The following is a 6,880-nucleotide window of genomic DNA, read 5'->3' on the forward strand; positions in this document are numbered from 1 at the left end:
ATTAATGCTCCATAAAGTGGTAATATATTACTTGAAATAGTATCTATCCCAATATTGTAACTTTCTTTTTTTATTTGTTCTTCGGGTTTGGTAAAACTAACTAATTTCTCGTTTTCGAAACCTAAAATTAAATCCCCAGAAACTATTGTGTCTTTATTTATCGCATTGTGTAATAACGCTGACAAAAAAGAACCAATGTAAATATCGATTACTTGAAAAGTTGCTTTTTTAAACTTTGCTAAAGTTTCATCGATACTATTTTTTCTACAAAAACTAATAAAATTATTATTACCGCTTTTAAAACTAGTATGATATATAGTATTAAAATCAATATTTTTATGCCAATTGACATCAGCCTCTTTGTTAAAATCGATTTCTTTGTTTAAAATACCTTTACCATCTATAACCAGAAGTACAGGCAATTTTAAATCTATTTTATTAGATAAATCGTCAAAGGTTTCGAAGGCTCTTTTTGAGACAATATCTATTTTATTTCCGCTTTTCTTAATAGTAAGCACATGGAAGCTTTCGCCATTCTCTTTTTTAATGACGCCAACCACATTTAGATTGTTGATTTTTATTATTTTAGATAAATAAGTTATCATTAATATATTACCGTAGGTTTAATAAAAATATGTAATTTAGAGTTATTTTTTCCTTTTTTTCTACTACTAAAAAACCATTTAATAACAGGTATTCTAGACAATAATGGTGTTCCAGAACCAGAATCTTCTCTTTTTAGTTCGTCTAATCCGCCTAGCAAAATCATTTCTCCATTTTTGACTCTAACTAATGATTCAAACTTTTGTGTTGCTTTTCCTGGAGGCGCATTTTCTCCGGCTCTTCCCAAAAACGAACTTTTTTCTACTGAAATAGTTAAAGTTACATTTTCGTCAGTTGAAACGAATGGTTTTATTGAAACACTCAAATTAGCATCGGTAGATTTCCATGTACCAGAATTTAATATGTTATTTCCATTATTATTGTTATTGTTTATTAACTGATTGGTTTGTTCAAAATAATAACTCGTTTCACCGATAGACAACTTGGCTTCGTGACCACTTATTGTAGCTATTTTTGGAGTTGATTCAACTTTTACAATCGAATTGTTTTCTAATAATTTTAAGTTGGCATAGAATGCTTCGGTTACTTTTCCTAATTTAAAAATTCCAAAACCATTAAAAGCATTTATCAAACTATTCACAGAAGAAGCATTTACCGTAACGTCTGATGTTGGGAATAACGTGCCTGTTGTTTGCACTTTATTTAATTTGTCTAAACCAGCTTTCATTCCTGTTTGCACATCGTGACCTTTGTTGTATTGGGCAATGATTACCTCAATTTGAACCATTGGCACTACTTTGTCTATTTGTTTGATATAAACTTTTAATTCCTCTAGAGCGTTTCTTGAACCTGAAACAATTAATCCGTTTAGTTCAATAAATTCCTTGATTTCTAATTTTTCTGTAAAAACTCTAGGCAATGATGAAAGAACAGCTTCTATCGAACGGTTTTCCAGCTGAATCATTTCAGTTTTTCTTAAACTTTCAGTAGCCTGTTCTCCAATTAAATACAGATTATCTTGTTTGCGATAAGTATACTTTTTCCCCTTAAAAATATTGTCTAACAACTCATCAAAAGTAATATTGTCTGCCGAAAGTGTCGTTTTTTCATTTTCGGGCTTATTGTACATAAAATAATTGATATGCAATTTTTCGGCGGCTTCTGTCAATAAATCTGAAGCGTCAGCAACGTTTGCCTTTACAGAAAGAAATCCTGTTTTATTCAGATCTACTTCATAATATCCAGGTTCGTCGTTTCTTACTTTAGCTTTTTTACCTTTAGGAGAATTACTGTTTGAAGTTGCATTGGGATTATTTGCTTCTTTGTTTTTCTCGATATAATAAAAACCATTTTCATCTTTAGTAGCAATCAAATCATTGGATTTAGATAACATTTCGATAACCTGATCGAAAGGACGATTTAAGATATATGAAGAAACCTTTAATGCTTTTACATCTGGTGCAAGCACTAAGTTTTTACCAGATTTGTCAATAATCGCTTTGGTTACTGACGGTAACGAATCGTTTTCTAATTTAATAGATAGAAAATCATTTTGCGGATTGTAGTCTACATCGATAATTTTTGGGAGTTTCTTTTCAATGAGCTTAATTATTACTCTTTTTTTGAATGTGATAATATTGTTCATAAAAGTGACTTCCAGATCATATTTTTGAACCAAATGAATAAAAACATCTTTAACGGTAACATCAAAGAAATTATTGACTACTGATTGATTCAAATCTGTATCAACATCGATATTCAATTGATGTTCTTCAGCAATGGAAGCGATGAAATCATGCAATGACAATCCTGAAACATCAATTTTCAGTACCTCATTGATTCCTTTTTTTTGCATAGCCAATTCATCTAGTTTTCTTCCTAATTCATTAATGTCTTGTTGGGCAAAAGCAAAACTTGTGAATAGTATACTGATGAGTATGTAAGTGATTTTTTTAAACATTATTATACGTTAATTAAAATAGAATATATTTCTTCTAGCGAGGTTTCTCCTTCGGCTAAAATATCAAAAGCTTTATCCGAAAGTGATTTGTAATTTTCATCATTACTAAATATTTTAGTAATGGTATTGTTTTTTATTGCTTCTGCAATGGTGTTATCTATCGTTAAGACTTCATAAATGGCACGTCGTCCTTTGTAACCTGTATGAAAACATTTGTTGCAACCTACGGGTTTGTTATATTTAGTAATTTCATACGGAAAATGATAATTCATCGGAAAATCTTCTCTGTGTGCATCGACTTCTTTTTTGCAATTGTCACAAAGTTTTCGAACCAATCGTTGTGCTAACGAAAGATTTAAAGTTTCGGCTATTAAATAGGAGGGAACACCCATATCAATCAATCTTGAGATGGTTCCTATAGCAGAATTGGTATGTATCGTTGATAATACTAAATGCCCAGTTAGTGAAGCTCGAATTGCCATTAAAGCTGTTTCGGAATCACGAATTTCTCCTAACATGATAACATCAGGATCTTGGCGTAAAAATGATTTTAGTGCCGAAGCAAAGGTTAAACCAATATCCTCTTTAAGCTGTACTTGGTTTATTCCTTTTAATGTATATTCGATTGGGTCTTCAACGGTAACTATGTTTCTACGACTATCGTTTAATAATCTTAGTGTTGCATACAATGTTGTTGTTTTTCCAGAACCAGTTGGGCCACTAATTAAAATGATTCCGTTAGGTTTTTTTACTGCTTGCAGATAGTGGTTTAATTCTTCTTTTTGAAAACCCAATGTATTCAAATCGATATCGGAAGCATCTTGACCTAACAAACGCATTACGATTTTCTCTCCAAATAATGTGGGTAAAATAGAAACTCTGATGTCAAAAGCCTCTGTTGTAATTCTTCCGTCTTGGGGCAAACGCTTTTCGGTAATATTTAATTTTGCTTTAATCTTTATCTTATTAACTAGCTCTAAATAATTTTCTTTTTCTACTTTGTAACGTTCTATTAATTGACCATCAATACGAAAACGAATTCTTGATGACTCTTCGTAAATTTCGAAATGAATATCACTACTCTTTAACGATTTTGCTTCAACTAATAAATTTTCTAAAAAATCACCTTTGTCTATATTTAAAGATTTATTAGAGCTTTCTTGTCTTTCTTTTCGGTAATAAAGCGAGAGTCCTTTTTCAATTTCTTCGGCATTAATCGAAGTAAATACAATATTCTTTCCTAGAAAAAGTTCTAATTCGTCTTTTGCGTTTTGATTGTTATTAGACGCATCAACATACAATTCTAAAGTATCATTAGAAATCATTTTAGGTAATATCCTGTAATGGTTGGCTAAGTCGCTCGAAATGCTGTGTTGGTTTTCGGGAAGTACTATAATTTCGCTCATCATTATAGCATTGTCATTTTTTGAAAATTTAAGAAAGTATCTTTTAGAATTACCATAATTAACAATAATGCCGAAAAACCCGCTAGAGGAACCGTTTCTTGCTTTATAATTTTCTTTAAACCCAATTGCATAGCTACAGCAAAAACCATAGATAGTATAAAGAATAAAATATATTTTTGAAGTAAAAACAAAGGCGTAATGGCTATATAAAACAACAAATCACCCAAACCAAAATAGTTTTGAAAAGGGTTTAGAAATTGTTTGTTTTTTATGCTCATATATATTGTTAGTACACTTAACGTGATTAAGAAGAAAACAATATTGTAGCCTATTATTTTAAGCACAATATTACTTTGCTGCTGTATTATATAAAAAGATAAAGAGAAGATAACGATGGGTAAAGCTACGTGGATGTGTCTGTATTTCCAGTCTTGAAAAAACACCAACAGCAAACAAAGTAACAAACCTATAATAGCTAAATTCAACTTATTCTTTAGTTACTTCGGTTAACATTTTTTTGCTATCTATTTCCCATGTATTAAAGCTTCCGTCACTATCTAGATCGGAAGTGGCAGTTGCTCTGGCAGAAAAAGAATCGCTCGAAGCTTCGATAATTTCAATTTTATAAACTGCTTGTCCACCTTCGTCAACAGTAGCTTCTTGTTCGAAGCCTATTTCTTCTAAATTATTAGAATATTTTGAATGACGATAAAAATAACTTTTCTCTAAACCATATACCTGATTAAGCATGGCTTGCGCTTCAATCGCTTTGGCTTGACCAATAACCGAAGTCTGATTAGGTAATACCATAAGCAATAATATTCCGATAATACACAATACAATTAAAATTTCCGTTAAAGAATAAGCTTTAACCGATGCTTTTTTTATATTTTGTAACTGCTTAACAACTAGCTTCTTCATAAAAGAAAATTTTGAATGCAAAGAACTCATTTTTTTTTGAAATTCAATAGATTTTTTGTTAAAAAATCAGCTCGTAATATTTACTAGATTCAGATTTAAAAAAGGTTCTTTTTTTACTGATTTTTTATTCATTTTTTCGTTAGATTTGTAATGAATAATACGTTCTTTTTTTACTGGTTTTTATGCCCAAAAAGTGTCAAAAAACGCCATAAAGTGCAAAAATAGTGATTTTATAGTTAATGTTAGTTATTGTGTTTATTAGTGCTAAGCAAACAATAACTACTATCCTTTTGGTTCCCTGGTGCCTAACAGGCATGGTGACTCAGGGTCATACCGTTACGGGTTCAATGGCAAAGAGAATGATAATGAAATAATGGGCGAAGGAAACTTTGAAGATTATGGAATGAGAATGTACAATCCTAGAATTGGAAGATTTTTCAATGTTGACCCATTAGCAGAATTTTATCCTGAATTAACTCCTTATCAATTTGCTAGTAATACACCTATTTGGGCAATTGACTTAGATGGTTTAGAGGCATATTATTCAAATGAAGGAATATTTCAAAGATGGGGATCAGATAAATCAGCTACTGCATCTGTAATTATTTCTGAAACAAATACTACTTTAGGTTTAAATTATACTGAATTTTTAAATAGGTCTAATTGGGTTTATGGTGAAGGTGGAGGAAAATATACTAATCGATATGCTATGGCTATTAGAAATTTGAGGAAATCTGGAACATCTGGTTATGGTCCTAAGGCATTTAAGTCTGAAGAAGCAATGTATAAAGCTACAATGCTACACGGAACACCTGCTAAATGTTTGTATCCAAGCTATTTTGATGGGACGTATGAAGGAGCTAATGCACGGGCGTTTGCATTAGTAAGAAAAAACCCAATTGATTTAAATAGTAAGCCTAAAATGGTTGCAGCAATTAAATCAGTTATCGGGTCAGAATTAGGAACTATAACAGATGAAGGATATAACAATTGGAGAGGTTCTGGAGATAAATTATATACTGAAGAAGGAAAAGCAGAAATTGAAAAAAAAGGAAGTATAGTGACTTATCAAGATTTAAAACAAAAAGGCACCAACAAAGTATATGCAAGAATAAAGACTGTAACTGATCATTATTTTGAAGCTGTCGGAAAAAAATATAGGAGACATACCTTTAAAGCAATTACTTATGAAAAAGTTCTTCCTAAGAAATAAAGTATTTATTTTATTAATTTTTGTACTAAAATCGTTTGCACAAGATGGTAAATGCGAAAAAACATATTATTCTAATGATAAAACTTCTTTTATAGAAGATAGTTCGTTGAGATATATAAATAGTAAAGGTTCAATTTATTTTAAAAACGATTATAATGTTAAATTATATTTTTACAAGGACAAATTATTTTTAAATAAAAAAGCTGTTTATCAATTTAAGAATGTAGAGTATTATTACTATTTAGTTTATTTAAAGAAAGATAATAAAGAATACATTTATATTTATCCTCATTATAAGAGCCGTCCAGGTCCTTATATCTGGTATGAATTGGGTATTTTGGTAGAAATTGAAAAAAAACAAATTATTATAAAGGGTAATATTGATTATTTCGAAAGTTTTGAGATTTGTGATGTAATAGATTTTAACAAATATAAGGTTGTAAAAAGAATACCATTAAGCTGAACATCTACTAGAAGATAAACATTATTTATAGAGAGTGTTAAAATAATAAAGACTAATATCAAGGAATTACCCCCTCCGCTCTGCGAAGAGTGAATAAAGTTAGAACGGCTCTGCGATGGTCTCCCGACCTCGCAGCAATTAAATAAAAAGAAGCAACAAGTAAAATTGTTGCTTTTTTGTTTTAACAAATTCGAATGTCTCTGACTTCGCAGACATAAGTAAATCAATACTCATTATATCTAACAAAAGTATTAAAATTTAAAACATCAACTATAGGATTGTCTGCTTTTTCAATGGGTAGCAATCCTTTATCTAAAACATAGTTACTTGCACTAGAGTAAATATATTGAGAA

General features: G+C 30.3%; 6 protein-coding genes and 1 pseudogene. 2 read left to right on the forward strand and 5 right to left on the reverse strand.

Annotated elements, in window-relative coordinates:
* From ACH2BG_RS08975 to ACH2BG_RS08995, 5 genes are all read right to left on the reverse strand, one after another.
* On the reverse strand, window positions 1–605 hold a 605-nt coding region (locus ACH2BG_RS08975; protein WP_395047355.1), incomplete at its 3' end, for a hypothetical protein.
* Window positions 605–2,524: a type II secretion system protein GspD gene (locus tag ACH2BG_RS08980; protein WP_395047356.1), complete on the reverse strand. Its 1,920-nt coding sequence runs from the start codon at window positions 2,522–2,524 to the stop codon at window positions 605–607. The genes ACH2BG_RS08980 and ACH2BG_RS08975, both read right to left, overlap by 1 nt.
* A 2-nt stretch (window positions 2,525–2,526) precedes the next feature.
* The gene (locus tag ACH2BG_RS08985; RefSeq protein WP_395047360.1) at window positions 2,527–3,930 is read right to left on the reverse strand and encodes a GspE/PulE family protein; all 1,404 of its coding nucleotides are present in this window, start codon (window positions 3,928–3,930) and stop codon (window positions 2,527–2,529) included.
* A 2-nt stretch (window positions 3,931–3,932) separates the two neighbouring features.
* Window positions 3,933–4,415 carry a prepilin peptidase gene (locus tag ACH2BG_RS08990; protein WP_395047357.1) on the reverse strand — a complete coding sequence of 161 codons (483 nt, stop codon included), beginning with the start codon at window positions 4,413–4,415 and terminating at the stop codon, window positions 3,933–3,935.
* A 1-nt stretch (window position 4,416) separates the two neighbouring features.
* Window positions 4,417–4,851, reverse strand: coding sequence for a type IV pilin protein (locus ACH2BG_RS08995; RefSeq protein ID WP_395047358.1), 435 nt, complete (start codon window positions 4,849–4,851; stop codon window positions 4,417–4,419).
* A 292-nt stretch (window positions 4,852–5,143) separates the two neighbouring features.
* Between ACH2BG_RS08995 and ACH2BG_RS09000 the strand changes: the two are divergent.
* Window positions 5,144–6,064: pseudogene (locus ACH2BG_RS09000) on the forward strand (RHS repeat-associated core domain-containing protein); the annotation flags it as partial.
* Window positions 6,039–6,527 carry a hypothetical protein gene (locus ACH2BG_RS09005; RefSeq protein ID WP_395047359.1) on the forward strand — a complete coding sequence of 163 codons (489 nt, stop codon included), beginning with the start codon at window positions 6,039–6,041 and terminating at the stop codon, window positions 6,525–6,527. The pseudogene ACH2BG_RS09000 and the gene ACH2BG_RS09005, both read left to right, overlap by 26 nt.
* Window positions 6,528–6,880 lie beyond the last annotated feature (353 nt).

This window comes from Flavobacterium sp., assembly GCF_043779715.1.
GTDB lineage: Bacteria > Bacteroidota > Bacteroidia > Flavobacteriales > Flavobacteriaceae > Flavobacterium.